General features: G+C 65.2%; 15 protein-coding genes. 13 read left to right on the top strand and 2 right to left on the bottom strand.

What is annotated here, in order from left to right:
• Both DES47_RS21875 and DES47_RS21870 read right to left on the bottom strand, forming a co-directional pair.
• The coding region (locus DES47_RS21875; RefSeq protein WP_133702884.1) for a hypothetical protein at positions 1 to 239 on the bottom strand (239 nt) is incomplete at its 3' end.
• Between the two features lie 76 nt (positions 240 to 315).
• The gene (locus DES47_RS21870; protein ID WP_208115082.1) at positions 316 to 1,875 is read right to left on the bottom strand and encodes a ShlB/FhaC/HecB family hemolysin secretion/activation protein; all 1,560 of its coding nucleotides are present in this window, start codon (positions 1,873 to 1,875) and stop codon (positions 316 to 318) included.
• A 572-nt stretch (positions 1,876 to 2,447) separates the two neighbouring features.
• Between DES47_RS21870 and DES47_RS21865 the strand changes: the two genes are divergently transcribed.
• The 13 genes from DES47_RS21865 to tssH all read left to right on the top strand — a co-directional run bounded on the left by DES47_RS21865 (position 2,448) and on the right by tssH (position 15,918).
• Positions 2,448 to 3,485, top strand: a complete 1,038-nt coding sequence (locus DES47_RS21865; protein WP_166652116.1) for a type VI secretion system protein TssA — start codon at positions 2,448 to 2,450, stop codon at positions 3,483 to 3,485.
• 177 nt (positions 3,486 to 3,662) lie between these two features.
• Positions 3,663 to 4,163, top strand: a complete 501-nt coding sequence (tssB, locus tag DES47_RS21860) for a type VI secretion system contractile sheath small subunit (protein ID WP_133702881.1) — start codon at positions 3,663 to 3,665, stop codon at positions 4,161 to 4,163.
• Between the two features lie 30 nt (positions 4,164 to 4,193).
• Complete coding sequence (tssC, locus tag DES47_RS21855) at positions 4,194 to 5,684, top strand: type VI secretion system contractile sheath large subunit (RefSeq protein WP_133702880.1); 1,491 nt, start codon at positions 4,194 to 4,196, stop codon at positions 5,682 to 5,684.
• Between the two features lie 42 nt (positions 5,685 to 5,726).
• On the top strand, positions 5,727 to 6,257 hold the full coding sequence (locus tag DES47_RS21850) for an Hcp family type VI secretion system effector (RefSeq protein ID WP_133702879.1): 531 nt from the start codon (positions 5,727 to 5,729) through the stop codon (positions 6,255 to 6,257).
• Between the two features lie 11 nt (positions 6,258 to 6,268).
• Positions 6,269 to 6,796, top strand: coding sequence for an Hcp family type VI secretion system effector (locus tag DES47_RS21845; RefSeq protein ID WP_133702878.1), 528 nt, complete (start codon positions 6,269 to 6,271; stop codon positions 6,794 to 6,796).
• 164 nt (positions 6,797 to 6,960) lie between these two features.
• Entirely contained in the window at positions 6,961 to 7,476 is a 516-nt protein-coding gene (locus DES47_RS21840) for a type VI secretion system tube protein Hcp (protein WP_133702877.1), read from the top strand.
• 58 nt (positions 7,477 to 7,534) lie between these two features.
• Positions 7,535 to 8,236 (top strand): type VI secretion system tube protein Hcp, encoded by a 702-nt coding sequence (locus DES47_RS21835; protein ID WP_133702876.1) that lies wholly within the window; start codon positions 7,535 to 7,537, stop codon positions 8,234 to 8,236.
• 55 nt (positions 8,237 to 8,291) lie between these two features.
• Positions 8,292 to 8,873, top strand: a complete 582-nt coding sequence (locus DES47_RS21830) for a double zinc ribbon domain-containing protein (RefSeq protein ID WP_133702875.1) — start codon at positions 8,292 to 8,294, stop codon at positions 8,871 to 8,873.
• 30 nt (positions 8,874 to 8,903) lie between these two features.
• Entirely contained in the window at positions 8,904 to 9,725 is an 822-nt protein-coding gene (locus DES47_RS21825; protein ID WP_133702874.1) for a type VI secretion system accessory protein TagJ, read from the top strand.
• Between the two features lie 7 nt (positions 9,726 to 9,732).
• Positions 9,733 to 10,260, top strand: coding sequence for a type VI secretion system baseplate subunit TssE (tssE, locus tag DES47_RS21820; RefSeq protein ID WP_133702873.1), 528 nt, complete (start codon positions 9,733 to 9,735; stop codon positions 10,258 to 10,260).
• A 19-nt stretch (positions 10,261 to 10,279) separates the two neighbouring features.
• Positions 10,280 to 12,145, top strand: a complete 1,866-nt coding sequence (tssF, locus tag DES47_RS21815; RefSeq protein WP_133702872.1) for a type VI secretion system baseplate subunit TssF — start codon at positions 10,280 to 10,282, stop codon at positions 12,143 to 12,145.
• Between the two features lie 15 nt (positions 12,146 to 12,160).
• Entirely contained in the window at positions 12,161 to 13,228 is a 1,068-nt protein-coding gene (tssG, locus tag DES47_RS21810; RefSeq protein ID WP_133702871.1) for a type VI secretion system baseplate subunit TssG, read from the top strand.
• Between the two features lie 14 nt (positions 13,229 to 13,242).
• The gene (gene tssH, locus DES47_RS21805; RefSeq protein ID WP_133702870.1) at positions 13,243 to 15,918 is read left to right on the top strand and encodes a type VI secretion system ATPase TssH; all 2,676 of its coding nucleotides are present in this window, start codon (positions 13,243 to 13,245) and stop codon (positions 15,916 to 15,918) included.
• Positions 15,919 to 15,952 lie beyond the last annotated feature (34 nt).

The following is a 15,952-nucleotide window of genomic DNA, read 5'->3' as shown; positions in this document are numbered from 1 at the left end:
TTCAGGATCGCCCCATTCGAGTTGGTCACCGTCATGCTGTTGCCGACGGTGTTGACCTGGGCCCTGCCCTGCACCACGCTCAGGCCGCTGGGCAGTGCCTGCGCCTGCGCCATGCCCGGCCATACCGCCAGCGTCAGCAGGGAACCCGTCGCGAGTGCGGCCGCCAGACGGCGTGGAGTGATGCGACGCGCGCCGAGGTTGCGGGTGGCGGCACAAAGAGTTTGACTGGACTGGCTCATGATGGACTGCCTCTCGAAATTCGGGTCTGGGCCGGTGACGCAGCGCTCAACGCAGCCGCCTCGCCCACGGGCTCATTCATATAAAACTGTAGTTCGCCTGGAAGTGGAAGCCCACATCGTTACGTTCGGTGCGTGCCCCGGCGCGCAGGGCCTGGGCCATGTCGAGCCGAACCTGCAACGGTCCGGCACCCAGCCTCAGGCCCATGCCCACCGAGGCCAGACCGCAGGACACCTGGACATTGCGGCAGGGCATGCCGCGCTGGTTTCTGACCTTGCCGCCATCGACGAAGGCCAGCGCTCGCAGTTGCCCCAAGCTGTCGCTGAAGCGCTTGGCCATATCGGGGGCATAGAGCTCGATGCTGGCCGACAGGCCGCTGTCGCCGAGGATCTCGCGCTCCTCGTAGCCGCGCACCGAGTTGGCGCCGCCCAGGCCAAACTGCTCGCCCGAGACCAGGGCGTCACCGCTGTACTGGCTGTTGAGCCGCCCTTGCAGGGCCCATTGCTGCGGCAGCGCCATGCCGCCGAACAGGTTCATCCGCAGGCTGGTGTAGCGCCGCTTGGCCCCGACGCGCACGGCCTCGAAGTTGGCGTCGCTGCCGTAGCGTCCGCCCAGGCCGAGATTGTGGATCAGCGAGAGGTTGGCGCCCATCGAGGTGTCGCCCTGCTTTTGCAAGGTGTATTCCAGCGACAGCGGGTGCACGGTGATGCTCTCGCCGGCGGTGCCGCAGGCGCCCGCGGGCAGGCCGGCGATGCTGCAGTCGTTGATGTAGGCCCGCTGGTCCAGACCCAGGATCAGGCGATGGTCCACCTCGCCCATGCGCGGCAGGTACTTGCTCAGCCGCATGCCATAGATCTGGCCCTTGCCGCTGAACTGCAGCGGCCCGGCTGCCGTGCCGGTGCTGCCGCCGTCGACATTGGAGTGCGCTGCATAGCCATCCAGCGTCATGCCTTGCGCATAAAAGGGCACGCGGTAGCTGGCGCTGAACACGGCCACCGATGAGAGCTTCTCGGGTGCGAACTGGAACTGCAGCGAGAGCTGGTGGTCCAGATCCCACAGCGCACCATGCTGGTAGCCCAGATTGGCACGCAGCCGGCCGGTGCTGGCGTTGCCGGTGTTGTCCAGCGCCAGCGTCCAGCGCTGCGCATTCTGTTCGGTGACGGTGATATGGGCATCGACTTCGCCCTGGCGCTGGCCGGCCTCCAGCGAGACGGCGACCTGCTTGGCCGGGTTCTCGTTGGCCAGCTGGATCTGCGCATCGATGCGCTGCACCTGGGGCGTCTGACCCTTGGCCAGCAGGGGCAGGCTGCGCAGGATATTGGCCTCGCTGAACTGCTTGTTGCCACCCACATCGATGCGGGTGATGCGCCCCTCCAGCACGGCGATAGTGGCGGTGCCTGCCCCGGCGGTCTGCTCGGGCACATAGGCGATCACCGCGCCATAGCCAGCCTGGCGGTACAACTCCTGCACCGCCAGTGCCGCCTGCTTCAGTTCGTCCAGCGTGCGCTCCCCCTTGAAGGGCTGCAGCACCGCATCCAGCCTGGACTGAGGCAGCAGGGTGTTGCCGGTGACGGCGAAGGCCGTGACCTGCACGCGCGGCGCCGCGCCCTGGGCCAGCGACGGCAATGCCGCGCTCAAACCAAGCACCAAGAGACTGTGGGAAAGAAGGCGAACGGCTTGCAGCTTCATCGGGATGCCCTGGGTTGATGGCTGTGGGGCGAGCGTAGCGACAAATACGCACACCGGGTCTTCGGTATGAACCCGAGGCGGACCTGGTGTCGAATCGAGCAAGCCCCACAGTCGCCGGCCAGATCCAGCCAGCCAACTGCTGCCGCATGCTAGCCGGGACGCCGATTCAAACATATCCCCCATTCGTGCGTCACCCCCTTTATGACGAGAACTTCAGCACGCTCGCCACGCTTGCGGAACGCACCGCCGTCGAGCAAAGAACGACCGCCGGCCGAGTTCGATGGTGAATTGATACCGGCCTGATACGCCATGCGCACCGTAGCAGCGAAAAGCACTCGAAACTGGGGGGGCGAACGATGCAAATCCCGCTATGAGTTGTCATGGGCCGGTGTTACATTGCCCCGCAGAAGCAGGCCCCGCGCAAGTTTTGGCTCGACATTTTGCGCAGTGGTCCGGCTGTCTCCGAGTCGAAAAAAACTTCAAACAGGTACGACGCAATGGCTGGTGATTCAGACGCTTCCGTGACGCAAGGTCAACCGGTGGACGGTTGGCTTGAGCCGCTGGACGGCAACGCGTGCGGGGAAGACCTTGAATACGACCCCAGCTTTCTGGAACTAGACCAGGCTGTCGCCGGCAAACCCGAGACCCAGTTCGCCGCTGCCCAGCCCCCCAGCTGGCCCGAGGCACGGGGCCTGGCAGAAGACCTGTTGGGCCGCAGCCGCGACCTGCGCGTGGCCCTGAGCTGGGCCCGCGCCAAGATCAATCTCGATGGCCTGGAAGCTTTGCCTGAAGGCCTGCGCCTGATGCATGGCCTGCTCGATCGTTTCTGGGATGGCCTGCATCCCGGCCTGGACCCCGATGACGGCGATGCCTTTGCCCGCATCAGCACGCTCGGCTCGATCGACAAGCTCGACGGCCTGCTCGGCGATGTGCGTCAGGCCCTGCTGATCAATGACCGCCGCATGGGCGGATTGCGTACACGCGATGTGGAGATCGCACTCGATCGCCTGGCCGCCCGCCCCGACGAGTCACCGCCGACGTCCGGCCAGATCCAGGGCATGCTGGGCGACATGCCCGACTTGGCGGCGCGCCTGCGCAGCACCTGCGAAGAAGGCCGCCAGCAAGTACTGGCTCTGCAGCGGCTGATGAACGACAAGTTCGGCATCGAGAATGCGGTCGATGTGAAGGCGCTCAGGGGCATGCTGGAGGCGATCGAGTCGCTGCTGCCCGACCCCGATGCGGGGGGCGACGACGATGACGGCCAGGCCGGCACTTCCGACGACGGCACACTGCGGCCGAGTCGCCGCGGCGGCGGCGGGCCGATGAGCATCGAGAGTCGCCAGGACGCCATCAAGGCCATCAATCTGGTCTGCGCCTATCTGGAGCGCAGCGAGCCCACCAACCCGGCCCAGCTGCTGCTGCGGCGGGCCGAACGGCTGATCGAAAAGAACTTCCTGCAACTGGTGCGCGATCTGGCGCCCGACGCGATGGCCGAGGTGGCCCGCATCATGGGCGTGGACCCCGATTCCATAGGTCGCGACGATTCGGGTTCCTACTGACATCCATGTTTGTTGCATGCGCCGTAAACTGAAAGATCAAGCGGCAAATACTATTGAAAGTCACAAGATATAAGCCTGTCTCTACCTCACCTTGTCGCACACCAGTATCTGCGCCGGGCGCCAGGTTGACCAAAGGCTTATCGGTTTCTTTGTTTTTCGATCTATTGGAGATCTCATATGGGCAGCAGCCAGAAATTCATCGCTCGCAACCGGGCACCGCGCGTCCAAATTGAATATGACGTGGAGTTGTATGGCGCCGAGAAAAAGGTGCAGTTGCCCTTTGTGATGGGCGTGATGGCCGATCTGGCCGGCAAGCCCGAGGAGCCCCTGCCTCCGGTGGCGGACCGCAAATTCCTCGAGTTCGATGTCGACAACTTCGACACCCGGATGAAGGCCATGAAGCCGCGCGTTGCCTTCCAGGTGCCCAACACCCTGACCGGCGAGGGCAATCTGTCGGTGGACCTGAGCTTCGAGAACATGGATGACTTCTCGCCGGCGGCCATCGCGGCCAAGGTCGAGGGCCTGAACAAGCTGCTGGATGCACGCCAGCAACTGTCCAATCTGGTCACCTATATGGATGGCAAGGGAGGCGCGGAAGAGCTGATCGCCAAGGTGCTGAATGACCCGGCGCTGCTGCAATCCCTGACCGCCGCGGGCAAGCCCGAAGGCAACTCCTGACCCCTAGACCTGATATCCGGAGCACACACAATGGCTGAACTGGAACAACAAGCGGCGGCATTTGCCGGCGTCACCGTTGAGGGCAACGACTTCGCCTCGTTGCTGAACAAGGAATTCAAGCCCAAGTCGGACGAGGCCAAGTCGGCCGTCGAGGCGGCCGTGCAGACGCTGGCTCAGCAGGCGCTGGCCAACGTCAAGCTGATCAGCACCGACACGGTGGCCAGCATCGAGGCGATGATCGCCGCGCTGGACAAGAAGCTGTCCGAGCAGGTCAATCTGATACTGCACCATGCCGACTTCCAGAAGCTGGAATCGGCCTGGCGCGGCCTGCACTATATGGTCAACAACACCGAGACCGATGAGCAGCTGAAGATCCGCGTGATGTCCATCTCCAAGCAGGACCTGGGCAAGACGCTGAAGCGCTACAAGGGCACGGCCTGGGATCAGTCGCCGCTGTTCAAGAAGCTGTACGAGGAAGAGTACGGCCAGTTCGGCGGCGAGCCCTTCGGCGCCCTGGTCGGTGACTACCACTTCGACCATTCGCCGCCCGATGTCGAGCTGCTGGGCGAGATGTCCAAGATCGCCGCCTCGGCCCATGCCCCCTTCATCACCGGTGCCGCACCGACGGTGATGCAGATGGAGTCCTGGGGCGAACTCGCCAACCCGCGCGACCTGACCAAGATCTTCACCACGCCCGAGTACGCCGCCTGGCGCTCGCTGCGCGAGTCCGACGACGCACGCTATCTGGCGCTGTGCATGCCGCGCTTCCTGGGCCGCATCCCCTATGGTCCCAAGACCAGCCCGGTGGACGCCTTCAACTTCGAGGAAGACACGGCCGGCGCCGATCACGACAAGTACAGCTGGTGCAACGCCGCCTATGCGATGGCCACCAACATCAACCGCTCGTTCAAGGAGTACGGCTGGTGCTCGCGCATCCGTGGCGTCGAGTCCGGCGGCGCGGTCGAGAACCTGCCCACCCACACCTTCCCGACCGATGATGGCGGCGTGGACATGAAGTGCCCGACCGAGATCGCGATCTCGGACCGCCGTGAAGCCGAGCTGTCCAAGAACGGCTTCCTGGCGATGATCCACCGCAAGAACTCCGACTTCGCCGCCTTCATCGGCGCCCAGTCGCTGCAGAAGCCGACCGAGTATGACGACCCCGATGCCACCGCCAATGCGGCGCTGGCGGCCCGTCTGCCCTATCTGTTCGCCTGCAACCGTTTTGCCCACTACCTGAAGTGCATGGTGCGCGACAAGGTCGGCTCGTTCAAGACCCGCGACGCGATGGAGCGCTGGCTGAACGACTGGATTCTGAATTACGTCGATGGCGACCCCGCCAACTCGACCGAGCAGACCAAGGCACAAAGACCCTTGGCCGCAGCAGAAGTCGTTGTGGAAGAAGTGGAGGGAGCGCCGGGCTATTACCAGTCCAAGTTCTTCCTCAAACCCCACTACCAGCTCGAAGGCCTCTCGGTTTCGCTTCGTCTGGTTTCCAAGCTGCCTTCGGAGAAATCCTGAGGCGCCTTCTTCATTCCCTGAAACCAGTATTGGAGAGTCAGCATGCCAGGTAATGCATTCATCAAGTTCACGGCTGATTCCGGGACCATCCCCGGTGAGTCGCTACAAAAGGGCCATACCGGCAAGGACGGTTGGATCGAGATCGGCGACTGGAGCTGGGACATCGAGGCCGAGACCAGCTTCCTCAAGGGCACGGGCGCTGCCGTGGGCAAACCCACCCCGGGCACCCTGTCCTTCTCGCACTACTACGACAAGTCGTCGCCGGTGATCATGAAGATGATCGTGCAGGGCACGCACTTCAAGACCGCGCAGATAGATATGTGCAAACAGACCGGCAGCGGCACACCGGAGATCTATTTCCAGATGGTGGCCGCCGAGGTGTTCATCACCAAGGTCTCCAGCAAGGGCGGCGAGGACGGCGCCGTCAATCAAGACGTCGAAATGGTCTTCAAGTCGGTCAAGTTCGGCTACAAGCGCCAGACCAATGACGGCAAACTGGGCGCGACCGTCGTGTTCGCCTGGAACATCGCCGAGATGACCACCGACGCGCCCAAGTGCGCGCTGACCATTTAAGGAGCTGAATCATGCCGGGCAATAGTTTCATCAAGTTCGACGGTATCAAGGAAGGCGAGTCCTTCCAGAGCAATCGCGACGGCAAGCAGGGCTGGATCGAAATCGGCGACTGGAGCTGGGACATCGAGGCCGAGACCAGCTTCACCAAGGGCGGCGGCGCTGCCGTGGGCAAGCCGACACCGGGCACCCTGTCGTTCTCGCATTTCTACGACCTGTCTTCGCCCGTGATCATGGGCAAGATCGTTGGCGGCCAGCACTTTGCGGAGGTCGTCATCGACATGCTCAAACAGACCGGAGACAAGGGCGGCCTGCCGTCCCAGTACTTCCAGATCAAGATGAAGGAAGTCTTCATCACCAAGGTCTCCAGCAAGGGCGGCGAGGACGGCTCGGTCAACCAGGACGTCGAAATGGTGTTCAAGGAGATCGCTGTCGGCTACAAGCCGCAGAAGAACGACGGCACCCTGGAGGCGCCGACCGACTTCAACTGGAATATCGCGCGGATGAATCTGGCAACCTCCATTCAGAACGACTGGAAGTAAGCCAAACCTGAGCGGCGCTCCCCGGCGCCGCACGGGTGTTTCGCCGCCTTGTCGCCCACGCTCAGCCGGATACTCACAACCGGCTGAAAGACGGCGAGGCGGTGTAACGCGCTCTGCATATGCCTGGTCCTCGCCGGGCTCACTCTTTTGTCTGGTAGGTCGCCATGTCCGCAACAATGATCTTCCTGAAGCTCTACGTGGACAACAAGCTCATTGCGGGCGAGGGCACCACCGAAGACTATGTCGGCCAGATCGAGATCGAGTCCTTCTCCTGGGGCATGAAGGCCAAGCACACCGAGAAGGGGCGCGACAAGGTCAGCGTGGAAGTGCGGCCCCAGGAGGTCACGCTGTCCAAATACTTCGACAAGAGCACCACCAACCTCTGCCTCTTCGCCGAATCGCGCAAGCCCTTCACCACGGCGCGCCTGACCTTTCTCAGCATGGTGCTGAAGACCTCCAACCAGAAGCCCAAGCCGGTGATGGAGATGGTGTTTTCCGACGGCTATGTCGAAGAGGTGAAGCTGAATGCCTCCGAGGCGGGCAAGTCCATGGCCTTGAAGGAAGATGTGTCGCTGTCGTTTCGCAAGCTCAAGGTGATTTATCACCCGATCGAGCAGCGTCGCGGCGCACGTGGCGCGCCGACCACCTTCGACCTCGAACAGCCTTCGGTGAGTTCCTGACCACGACCGCCGCGCGACTCACAGCCCCCCCTACTATTGCCCAGCGAGAAGTCACAGCATGGCAGACAGTGCAAAACTCTTCATGAAGCTGACCGGCACGGGATCGCGCGCAATCGACGGCGAATCCGAGGCCGAGGGCTTCGAGCGCCAGATCGAGATTGACGACTGGACCTGGTCGGTGGCCACCGAGACGGTCAAGAAGGACAAGGGCACCACGCCGCGCCCCCGCACCAATGACGCCCATCTCGTCGGTGACCGCTTCCAGCCGATTGACCAGGAGGAGACGCGCACCGTGCCCTCGGTGTTCTCCTTCAGCAAGCGCATGGACCGCTCCAGCACCGCCTTGATGAGTGCCATGACCTCGGGAGAGTTGCTGTATGCGGTGATTTCGATGGAGGAATCGTCGCAGGCCGAGTTCGAGGTCGAGATCGAACTCAACCGGGTGCGTGTGATCGACTGCAAGATCGACGGCAAGAACGACAAGGCCAGCGGCGATATCGACGAAAAGTGGGTGTTCGAGTACTCGGACGTTGCCTTTCACTACCTGCCCTCCGTGCAGCGCGGCAAGTTGACGGTGAGCATGAGCCGACCGGCCGGCTCGTCCACCACGCCCACCGGCACCAAGGAGAGCGAGATCCTCGATCTGGCCGGCAAGTTCGAACTGCCTGCTCTGGAAAAGCTGTGGGAAGAGATGAAGAAACGGGCCGGCCAGCCCAAGGCCAAGCCGGTCGAGGGCGAAGCCAAGGGCAAGGGGGCGTGAAAGCCCTCCACGCGAAACCGGCCAGAACGCACACCACAACGCAGACGCCAACAACATGGGATTAGAAAACTACCGCGACCTGAGCAAGACCGGCAGCGACATCTCCGCGGGCTTCCAGTTCGAGTTCTTTTGCGCCCATTGTTCGCGCAAATGGAAGAGCCCGTTCAAGGCTCACCGCATGGGCCAGCTGTCGGGCTTTCTGGCGCGCTTTTCCTATCTGTTCTCCGATATGCGTACCAGTGTGCGCGCCACCACCGGGGCGGCCGAGGTCGGCTCGCGCGGCGCCCGGGACAAGGCCCTGGCCGAGGCTCAGGCGCAGGCGGCCTCGCTGTTCAGCGTCTGCCAGGAATGCAAGCAGGCGGCCTGCGCCGACTGCTTCAGCCCCAATGACGAGATGTGCCTGCCCTGCCTGGAGCAAAGCCGTCGCCAGGCCCATCGCAACGAGGAGCAGGCGGCCAGCCAGGCGCGCGAGGGGGCCCGTTTCACCTGCCCGAACTGCGGCACCGGACATGCCGGCGCACGTTTCTGCGCCGAATGCGGTTTCGACATGGCCAGCACCCACAAGAGCTGCCCTGGCTGCGGCACGATGCAGCTTCGCCAGGCGCGCTTCTGCACCGACTGCGGCCATGGTTTCTGATCTCAACACAGCCCTCGAGCACCCCTTACCATGACCGAAGCCCTTGCCGCAGCCGAAGCCGCCGTCCGCGCCGGAGACCCCAAGCAGGCCCTGGTGCACCTGACGTCCGCCGTCAAGGCCGCACCGGCCAAACCGCAGCTGCGCATCTTCATGGCCCAGCTGCTGTGCGTGCTGGGCCAGTGGGAACGCGCCCACACGCAGCTCAATGTCGTCGCCGACATGGACTCGAGCACCGGTCCGATGCGCGAGATGGTCGGCCATGCGCTGCGCTGCGAACTGATACGCGCCGCCGTGTTCGCCGGCCGGCGCTCGCCGATGGTGTTCGGCCAGCCCGATGAGTGGCTGGCGCTGCTGATCGAGTCGCTGCTGCAATCGGGCCAGGGTACGCCCGAGATGTCCGCTCAGCTGGCCGACCGCGCCTTCGAAGCCGCCCCTGCCACCAGGGGCCAGCTCAATGGCGAGCCGTTCGAGTGGATTGCCGACGCCGACTCGCGCCTGGGCCCGGTGCTGGAGGCCATGGTCAACGGCAAGTACTACTGGATTCCGTTCAGCCGCCTGTCGCGCGTTTCGATCGATGCGCCGACCGATCTGCGCGACCATGTCTGGCTGCCGGCGCAGATCTCGTTCAGCAATGGCGGCGAGGCCATCGCCATGATCCCGACCCGCTACCCCGATTCGCAGTCAAGCGCTGACCCTCAGATCCTGATGGCCCGCAAGACCGAATGGCGCGACCTGGGCAACGAGCGTTTCGCCGGTCTGGGCCAACGGGTGCTGGTCACCGACCTGGGCGAACACGACATGCTCAGTGTGCGATTGATTGAGCTGGAATCCGGCGGCGAGCCGGAGGCCTGACGCCGCAATGGCCGAGCTGAACTCACGCGACCGGCTGCAGCCCTCTTTGCTGGACAGGCTGATCGACCACGAGCCACAACAGCATCAGGAGGGGCTGGATGCGCGCGTCCTGACGCGCCAGCAGCTGCGTGCGGCGGTGCTTAGAGACCTGTCCTGGCTGTTCAATGCCACGCGGCCCGAGCCCGAGCCGACCTCGGTGCGTCGGGAGGAACTGGCCCTCTGGCGGGGCGCGGACTTTGCCCGCCGCTCGGTGCTGAACTACGGCATGCCTGCCTTCTCCGGTGTGACGCTATCGTCGATGGACACCGCCGCGATCGAGCGCGGTGTGACCGAGGTGATACGCAATTTCGAGCCCCGCATCGACCCGGACAGCCTGGTCGTCGAGGTCAAGTTCGACCACCAGAACCACCACAACACGATGCAGCTGGTGATACGCGGCCAGATGTGGAGCCAGCCAGTGCCGCTGGAGCTGCTGCTGTCGGCCGACGTCGATGTCGAAACCGGCAGCACCCGCTTGCGCGAGCTGCGCGCTTAAGCCCTGATCTCTAGCCCCCATGGACGCCCGCCTCCTTCGCTACTACAACCAGGAATTGCGCTATCTGCGCGAGCTGGGGGGCGAATTCGCCCGTGAATTTCCGAAGATCGCTTCACGCCTGGGGATGGAAGGCCTGGAGGTCAGCGACCCCTATGTCGAGCGCCTGCTGGAGGGTTGCGCCTTCCTCGCCGCACGGGTGCAGCTGAAGCAGGACGCCGAGTTCCCACGCTTCTCGCACCGGCTGCTGGAGCTGATCTACCCGAACTTCCTGGCGCCGATTCCAGCCATGCTGGTGGCCCAGGTCACGCCGGTGCCCGACGCCAATCTGCTGAAGGGCCAGCTGCTGCCGCGCGACTCGGTGCTGCTCGGCCCGCGCTCGGCCGTGTCGGAGACGCGCTGCGAATTCCGCACCGCGCAAGGCGTGCAGCTGACGCCGCTGAGCACGATCTCGGCCGAGTATTTCCTCAATGTGTCGGACCTGGGCCTGTCGGCCTATGCCCTTCCCGAGCGTCCGCGCAGCGGCGTGCGCATCAGCCTGCAACTGCCCGCCGGCATGACGGTGGACAAGCTGGAGCTGGACACGCTGCGCTTCTACCTCGGCGGCCAGACCGACATCGCCATGCATCTGCACGAGATGGCCCTGTCCAGCGCCGTCGGCGTGCTGGTCGGTGCGCCGGGGCGCGCGGCAACACGCCAGTTCCTGCCGGCGTCGAACATCACACCGGTGGGCTACCGCGATGACGAGGCGATGCTGCCGGTGACCCTGCGCGGCTTTGCCGGCACCCGGGTGCTGCAGGAGTATTTCGCCTTCCCCGAACGCTTTCTGTTCCTCGACATCGCGGGCCTGCGCAAGGCCTTTGCCGCCACCGCGGGCAACACGGTCGAGATCATCATCCTGTTCTCGCAGCAGGGCCAGGGTCTGGACGGCGCCGTGACGCCGGAGAACTTCGCCCTGCACTGCGTGCCGGCGATCAATCTGTTCCCCAAGCGGGCCGACCGCATCCAGATCAGCGAGGGCGATTTCGAGTTCCATATCGTGCCCGACCGCACCGCGCCGCTGGACTACGAGGTCTATGACGTGGTATCGATGATGGGCTATGACGACGAGGGCGGCGAGCGCCGGTTCCTGCCGCTGTACGCACCCGACCGGAACACGCCCAGCAGCCAGAGCGCCTACTACACGATCTGGCGCGAGCCGAGGCTGATGTCGGAGACGGCGCGGCGCGACGGGCCGCGCTCGGGCTATGTGGGCTCGGAGGTGTTCGCCTCACTGGTCGACCCCAACGACGCACCGTTCTCCGAATCACTGCGCCAGATGTCGCTGCAGACCCGCTGCACCAACCGCGATCTGCCGGTGTTCATGCCCGGCAGCGGCGCGCAGGGCGAGTTCACGCTCGACTCCGGCGTGCCCATCAGTTCGGTGCGCATGGTGGCCGGCCCGTCGCGGCCGCACACCGCGCTGCGCGAGGGCGGCGTGGCCTGGCGGCTGCTGAACCTGCTGTCGCTGAACTATCTGTCGCTGCTGGACACCGAGGGTGGCGAGGCGGCCGCCGCGCTGCGCGATCTGCTGAGCCGCTTTCCGCAGGGCACCGACCCCGCCGTGCGGCGCCAGATCGAGGCGTTGCAGCAGGTCACGACCCGGCCGGTGGTGCGCCGCCACCCGCTGCCGGGCCCGATCGCCTTCGGCCGCGGCATCGAAGTGCAGCTGACCGTCGACGAACTCGGCCATGCCGGCGGCAGTGCCTTTCTGTTCGGCGCCGCCCTGCACCACTATCTGTCGCGCCATGCCTCGATGAACAGCTTTGTCGAGACGGTGCTGGTGTCTCTGACCCGCGGCGAGGTGATGCGCTGGAAGCCGTCGCGCGGTGCGCGGCCGGTGTTGTAGCGCAGGGCAGGCAGCATGGACAAGCCCGCGCACTACCCCAAGCCCCAATATGGCGTCTGGTTGCAGAACCTGGCGGAGAAGCCTTACCGCTTCGATTTCTACCAGACACTGCGCCATATCGAGAGCGCCCACCCCCACCTGCCGCGCCTCGGTGAGGCGGTGCGCCCGTCCGACGAGCCGGTGCGCATAGGCCAGCCGGCCGAGCAGACCTTTGCGCCGGCGCCGCTGCAGGCCTTGCAGTACACGGCCGAGGGCGTGCCGCGGCTGATGCAGCGCATCTTCGGCCTGATCGGTCCCAACGGCCCGCTGCCCACGCACATGACCGAGCTGACCCGCGACCGCGGCCAGCACCATGCCGACCTCGGGCTGCAGCGCTTTCTCGACACCTTCACCCACCGTTTCGGCCTGCTGTTCTACCGTGCCTGGGCCCAGGCCCAGCCGGTAGTGAGCCTGGACCGCCCCGGCGACAACGCCTTTGCCCGCCGCCTCGGCTCGCTCGCCGGTCTGGGCAGCGAATCGCTGATGGCCCGCGACGCCGTCGGCGACGCGGCCAAGCTGCACTTCACCGGCCGGCTGGCTCGCCATGTGCGCGATGCCGACGGCCTGCTGGCCTGGTGCAAGTCGGAGTTCGATGCCCAGGTGCAGGTCGAGCAATGGTGCGGCCACTGGATGCCGCTGGCCCGGGACGAACGCACCCGCTTGCGCAAGCGCGACAGCCAGGGCGTGGGCCAGGGCGCCGTGCTGGGCGCCAGCGCCTGGGACGTGCAGCACAAGTTCCGCATCGTCATCGGCCCGCTGAAGCTGGCGCGCTACCATGCCTTCCTGCCCGGAGGGTCAGATCTTGCCAAGCTGCAGTCCATGGTCCGCCAATGGGTGGGCCTGGAGTTCGAGTGGGATCTGAAGCTGATACTGGCCCGCCCCGATGTGCCCAGCCTGAGCCTGGGCCGCAGCGGCGAGCTGGGGCGCAGTGCCTGGCTGGGCCGCTACAAGCGGGCCGCCGATGCCGACGACCTGATCATCAATGTGGAGCGCACGCTGCACGCGCGCCGCCCGACCGCCAAGCAACCATCCGCATCAGTTTGACAAAGGAAGCACCCATGAGCGAAATCAGCCGCGTTGCCCTGTTCGGCAAACTCAATCCGCTGGCCTACAAGGCCATCGAAGGCGCCACCGTGTTCTGCAAGATGCGTGGCAATCCCTACGTCGAGCTGGTGCACTGGATGGCGCAGCTGGTGCAGAACAACGAGACCGATCTGGACGCCATCATGCGGCACTACCAGCTCGATATGTCGGCCATGGCCAAGGACATGACGACCGCACTCGACCGCCTGCCGCGCGGCTCCACCGCCATCTCCGATTTCTCCGAGCACATCGAGAACGCGATCGAGCGGGCCTGGGTCTATGCCACCCTGCAGTTCGGCGAGGCGCAGGTGCGCACGGGCTATCTGGTGCTGGGCATGCTGAAGACCCCCAGCCTGCGCAATGCGCTGCTGTCGATTTCCAAGCAGTTCGAAAAGGTCAAGGGCGATGACCTGGCCGAGAACTTCGCCAAGATCTGCGGCGGCACGGGCGAGGCCAAGCTCGGCGCGCAAGACGGCACCGGCATGGGCTCAGGCGAGCCGGGCAGCGAGAGCGGTGCCATGGCACCGGCCGCCATGGGCAAGGGCGAGGCGCTGAAGAAGTTCTGCGTCGACATGACCGAGCGCGCTCGCGAGGGCAAGATGGACCCGGTCAGCGGCCGCGACGAGGAGATCCGCCAGATCGTCGACATCCTGATGCGCCGCCGCCAGAACAACCCCATCCTGACCGGCGAGGCCGGCGTCGGCAAGACGGCCGTCGTCGAGGGCTTTGCCCAGCGCCTGGCGCGCGGCGATGTGCCGCCCCAGCTGAAGGAGGTCTCGCTGCTGAGTCTGGACCTGGGCCTGCTGCAGGCCGGTGCCAGCATGAAGGGCGAGTTCGAGCAGCGCCTGCGCCAGGTCATCGACGAGGTGCAGGCAAGCCCGAAACCCATCATCCTGTTCATCGACGAGGTCCATACGCTGGTCGGCGCCGGCGGCGCGGCCGGCACCGGCGATGCGGCCAATCTGCTGAAGCCGGCGCTGGCGCGCGGCAATCTGCGCACCATAGGCGCGACCACCTGGGCCGAGTACAAGAAGTACATCGAGAAGGATCCGGCGCTGACCCGGCGCTTCCAGGTCGTGCAGGTGCCCGAGCCCGACGAGGCCAAGGCCGTGCTGATGCTGCGCGGCGTGGCCACCGTGCTGGAAAAGCACCACCGCGCACAGCTGCTGGACGAGGCCATCGAGGCGGCTGTCAAGCTCAGCCATCGCTACATCCCGGCCCGCCAGCTGCCCGACAAGGCCGTCAGCCTGCTCGACACGGCCTGCGCCCGCGTGGCCGTGAGCCAGCATGCGACGCCGGCCGAGGTCGAGGACTGCATGCGCCGCATCGAGGCGCTGGAGATCGAGGAAGGCATCGTCGCCCGTGAGGCGGCGGTCGGCGTGCTGGTCGGCGAGCGCGGCAATGAGGTTGCCTCCAAGCTGGCCGGCGAGCGCGAGCGCCTGGTGGCCCTGGAAGGCCGCTGGAAGGAAGAGAAGGCCATCGTGGACAAGATCCTGGCCCTGCGCGCCTCGCTGCGCGGCCCGGACCAGCCGGTGGACAACGATGCCGCCGTCGCCCCCGACCGCGAAGGACTGCTGGCCGAGCTGCATGTCGAGCAGGCCAAGCTGGCCGAGCTGCAGGGCGATGCGCCGCTGATCATGCCCTCGGTCGATGCCCAGGCGGTGGCCAGTGTGGTCGCGGACTGGACCGGCATCCCGGTCGGCCGCATGGTCAAGAACGAGCTGGAGTCCATCCTCAAGCTGGGCGAGACGCTGGGCCAGCGGGTGATCGGCCAGCAACATGGCCTGGACATGATCGCCAAGCGCATCCAGACCTCCCGTGCGCGGCTGGACAACCCGAACAAGCCGATCGGCGTGTTCATGCTCTGCGGCACCTCGGGCGTGGGCAAGACCGAGACCGCACTGGCCCTGGCCGAGGCGCTGTATGGCGGCGAGCAGAACGTCATCACCATCAATATGAGCGAGTTCCAGGAGGCGCACACGGTCTCCACCCTGAAGGGCTCGCCTCCCGGCTATATCGGCTACGGCGAGGGCGGCATCCTGACCGAGGCAGTGCGCCGCCGGCCGTATAGCGTGGTGCTGCTCGATGAGGTGGAGAAGGCGCACAGCGATGTGCACGAGCTGTTCTTCCAGGTCTTCGACAAGGGCCGCATGGAAGACGGCGAAGGCCGCATGATCGACTTCAAGAACACCATCATCCTGCTCACTTCCAACGCCGGCTCCGAGCTGGTGATGAATATGTGCAAGGACCCGGAGCTGCTGCCCGACCCCGAGTCGCTGGCCACCGCGCTGCAGGAGCCGCTGATGAAGATCTTCCCGCCGGCGCTGCTGGGCCGGCTGGTAACCATCCCCTACTACCCGCTGTCGCCTGAGATGATGGGCAAGATCATCCGCCTGCAGCTGAACCGCATCAAGAAGCGTGTCGAGGCCAACCACAACATCCCCTTTGTCTACGAAGACTCGGCGGTGGACCTGATCATCAAGCGCTGTGACAACCCCGAGGCCGGCGGGCGCATCATCGACTCGATACTCACCAACACCGTGCTGCCCAAGGTCTCGATCGAGTACCTGACGCGGATGAGCCAGGGCGACGAGCTCAAGGGCATCACGCTGGGCGCGGCCGATGGCGAGTTCACCTACAGTTTTGCATGAAGGACAGCCGGCCACTGATCGCCCAGAGCTGTCG

This window comes from Roseateles toxinivorans (assembly GCF_004362525.1).
GTDB classification, from domain to species: Bacteria; Pseudomonadota; Gammaproteobacteria; order Burkholderiales; family Burkholderiaceae_C; genus Paucibacter; species Paucibacter toxinivorans.
This window is presented reverse-complemented; position numbering and strand designations above follow the sequence as displayed.

Coding starts and splice junctions, on each gene's coding strand:
- tssB (WP_133702881.1), top strand. CDS start 3,663: ATGGGCAGCAGCCAGAAATTCATCGCTCGCAACCGGGCACCGCGCGTC.
- tssH (WP_133702870.1), top strand. CDS start 13,243: ATGAGCGAAATCAGCCGCGTTGCCCTGTTCGGCAAACTCAATCCGCTG.
- DES47_RS21835 (WP_133702876.1), top strand. CDS start 7,535: ATGGCAGACAGTGCAAAACTCTTCATGAAGCTGACCGGCACGGGATCG.
- DES47_RS21850 (WP_133702879.1), top strand. CDS start 5,727: ATGCCAGGTAATGCATTCATCAAGTTCACGGCTGATTCCGGGACCATC.
- tssE (WP_133702873.1), top strand. CDS start 9,733: ATGGCCGAGCTGAACTCACGCGACCGGCTGCAGCCCTCTTTGCTGGAC.
- DES47_RS21830 (WP_133702875.1), top strand. CDS start 8,292: ATGGGATTAGAAAACTACCGCGACCTGAGCAAGACCGGCAGCGACATC.
- DES47_RS21825 (WP_133702874.1), top strand. CDS start 8,904: ATGACCGAAGCCCTTGCCGCAGCCGAAGCCGCCGTCCGCGCCGGAGAC.
- tssG (WP_133702871.1), top strand. CDS start 12,161: ATGGACAAGCCCGCGCACTACCCCAAGCCCCAATATGGCGTCTGGTTG.
- tssC (WP_133702880.1), top strand. CDS start 4,194: ATGGCTGAACTGGAACAACAAGCGGCGGCATTTGCCGGCGTCACCGTT.
- DES47_RS21840 (WP_133702877.1), top strand. CDS start 6,961: ATGTCCGCAACAATGATCTTCCTGAAGCTCTACGTGGACAACAAGCTC.
- tssF (WP_133702872.1), top strand. CDS start 10,280: ATGGACGCCCGCCTCCTTCGCTACTACAACCAGGAATTGCGCTATCTG.
- DES47_RS21845 (WP_133702878.1), top strand. CDS start 6,269: ATGCCGGGCAATAGTTTCATCAAGTTCGACGGTATCAAGGAAGGCGAG.